General features: G+C 64.7%; 3 protein-coding genes. All 3 read right to left on the reverse strand.

Translation table 11 applies throughout. The features are described from left to right. The coding region (locus DBR12_RS20060) for a lipocalin-like domain-containing protein (RefSeq protein WP_369861694.1) at positions 1–914 on the reverse strand (914 nt) is incomplete at its 3' end. 62 nt (positions 915–976) lie between these two features. Then, the gene (locus tag DBR12_RS20065) at positions 977–2,035 is read right to left on the reverse strand and encodes a PLP-dependent cysteine synthase family protein (RefSeq protein WP_108618846.1); all 1,059 of its coding nucleotides are present in this window, start codon (positions 2,033–2,035) and stop codon (positions 977–979) included. A gap of 42 nt (positions 2,036–2,077) precedes the next feature. Then, positions 2,078–2,449 carry a hypothetical protein gene (locus DBR12_RS22080; protein WP_146185584.1) on the reverse strand — a complete coding sequence of 124 codons (372 nt, stop codon included), beginning with the start codon at positions 2,447–2,449 and terminating at the stop codon, positions 2,078–2,080. Between the last annotated feature and the right edge of the window lie 299 nt (positions 2,450–2,748).

Consider the following 2,748-nt stretch of genomic DNA (forward strand, 5'->3'; position numbering starts at 1 on the left):
CCGCTGTGCTGGCTGGCCCAGGTGCGCAGCGGTGTGAACACCACGGCCTGCGCGCCAAACACCTGCACGGGCTGCCCAGGCGCCCGCCATGACCCGCCCGCCCACAGCGCCGACCCATCCGCGCGCCGCAGGCGGAAGGCGGTGAGCGCGCTGCCGTCGGCCAGGTTCATGCCGATCCAGTCCCAGCCCTGGGCGTCGGGGTGCATCAGCGCCTCGCTCCACTCATGGTCCATCCACGCGCGGCCAGTGCCCGGCTCCACCGCCATGCGGCGGCCCGCCACCGTCAGGTGCCCGTTCACGGCCAGCTGGGGCTGGCTGTAGTAGTAGCTGGCCTGCGCCGCATCCGGCCCCTTGCGCGACAGGCCTTGCTGGCCCTGCAGCAGCACGGGCTGTGTGCTGTCGAACTGCAGCTCCAGCCCCAGCTCGCTGCCCCTGATGCGCGTGGTGTAGCGGCTGCGCAGCGCCTCACCGGGAGTGCTGCCCGGCACATCATTGCGCTCCAGCGTCCAGTCTTGCAGCCGGATGCGTGTATCCGCCTCGCTGGCCTGCGCCACACCAAAGCCCGCGCGCGCAATGCGCTGGTCGTGCCGCAGGCGCTGGCCCTTCACGTCGGTGATGGCGGCATGTGCAAACAGCAGCTGCTTGGCCGCAAACGCCGACTGCAGGCCCTGCGTGGCATCCACCCGCGACCGGAAAAACGTGAGCTGAAACCCCCACGGCTGGCCCAGCGCCTGCACATGGCCGGTGATGTACCACCACTCGGTGCGCAGCTCCGGGTGGCTGCCGTGGTCGCGCGGAAAGGCCAGCGTGCGCGCGGGCAGCGCCTGCGCCGCACCCGGCCACAGCAGCGCGCCCAGCCCGGCTGCCTGCAGGCTGGTCCCCATCAGCCACTGGCGGCGTGTGGTGCTGTGCATGGTGTGGGGATCGAGGTACAGGATGGCATTGCGGGATGGAACTGCAGGTTGGGGTGGGGTACTCAGCCCATCAGTGCATCCACCTTCTGCTGCGCCACCGAACAGTCGCCAAACGTGCGGTCCACCCACTCGGTGTCGAAGTACGTGGGCAAGTAGCGCTCGCCCGCATCACACAGCAGCGACAGGATGGAGCCGCGCTCGCCCCGCTCGCGCATCTCGCTGGCCAGCGCAAGCATGGCCACGAAGTTGGTGCCCGTGGACGGCCCCACGCGCCGCCCCAGCAGCTGCGACAGCGCGCGCATGGCGGCAATGGATTCGCAGTCCGCCACATCCACCATGCGGTCCACCAGCGTGCGGATAAAGCTTGGCTCCACACGCGGGCGCCCAATGCCCTCGATGCGCGAGCCCGGCGCTGTCAGCGCCGCATCGCCCGTGCGGTGGTAGGCGCTGAACACCGAGCCCGCCGGGTCGGCCACACACACCTGCGTGGCATGGCGCTGGTAGCGCACATAGCGGCCAATGGTGGCGCTGGTGCCGCCCGTGCCCGCGCCCACCACAATCCAGCGCGGCACGGGGTGCGGCTCGCGCGCCATCTGCGTGAACATGCTCTCGGCAATGTTGTTGTTGCCGCGCCAGTCGGTGGCGCGCTCGGCATAGGTGAACTGGTCCATGTAGTGGCCGCCCGTCTGCTCGGCAATCGCGCGGGCCGCGTCATACACCGCGCCCGCACTGTCCACAAAGTGGCAACGCCCGCCATGGAACTCGATCTGCGCCACCTTTTCAGGCGAGGTGCTGCGCGGCATCACCGCCACAAACGGCAGCCCCAGCAGGCGCGCAAAGTAGGCCTCACTCACCGCCGTGGAGCCGCTGGACGACTCGACGATGGTCGAGCCTTCATGCACCCAGCCATTGCACAGCGCATACAGAAACAGCGACCGCGCCAGCCGGTGCTTCAGGCTGCCCGTGGGGTGGGTGGATTCGTCTTTGAGGTACAGGTCAATGCCATGCGCGGCAAAGGCGGGCAGCCGCAGCGGGATCAGGTGCGTGTCGGCACTGCGCTGGTAGTCGGCTTCGATGCGGGCGATGGCTTCGTGGAGCCAGGGGGTGGAAGGTGGGGTCATGGGGGATTTTGGGCGTTAGCTTGATCGGAGTGCTTTAACTGGTCAGGTGGCTGAATGTGGCTTCTCACAATGTTTTTCGGCCTTCCTGTAAAGCATGCCCGATAAAAATGCGAAACCGAGAGATGCGCCGGAAGATACGAAAGCAGCCAGACCAAGGAACGCACAGGCTGTGAATCCCGCGAGGAAGAAAAGCGATGGGGCTGAGGGCTTGCGAGAAAAAGAAACGACGTAAGCGATGTAAACGCTTAAAGCAACGCCCGGCCACGCACCCCATAGATTCTTGGATATAGCTCGAAAGCCAGGAATGGGGTTGGCGTCGGGCTCAAACCAGGTACCCCAGACTGCAGCAAGCAGAAAAATGACTGCGACAGCGCAGGCAAACATTTTTTCTGACAGTGAAAAGGGTGATTTCATTGCAATGGATGTAAAACGGACCTGAACTAGATCAGGTTGCGCGGTTCGCTTCGTGTAGATGGATATGTTGACGCGAAAGTCGGGCCTCCAGGGTTGCCGAGTTTATTGTTTTCAGTACAAATTCAAGCGCTTGTCAGTGGGCTGGCGATCACTCATACGCCAGATGCATCCTGTCTGTATCGCATTGACTGCGTTGGAACATCAACCATCCATCCCACAGGATTGGACGGGTGGTTAGGAGCGTAAAAACCGTTTCACCCCCCTTCTTTCTCACCAATCCTCCTTCACCGCCATCACCG

It is taken from the genome of Acidovorax sp. HMWF029 (assembly GCF_003060895.1).
In the GTDB taxonomy this organism is placed as follows: Bacteria; Pseudomonadota; Gammaproteobacteria; order Burkholderiales; family Burkholderiaceae_C; genus Acidovorax.

Excerpts from the sequence above, each read along its gene's own strand:
- DBR12_RS20065 (WP_108618846.1), bottom strand. The coding sequence starts at position 2,035 with ATGACCCCACCTTCCACCCCCTGGCTCCACGAAGCCATCGCCCGCATC.
- DBR12_RS22080 (WP_146185584.1), bottom strand. The coding sequence starts at position 2,449 with ATGAAATCACCCTTTTCACTGTCAGAAAAAATGTTTGCCTGCGCTGTC.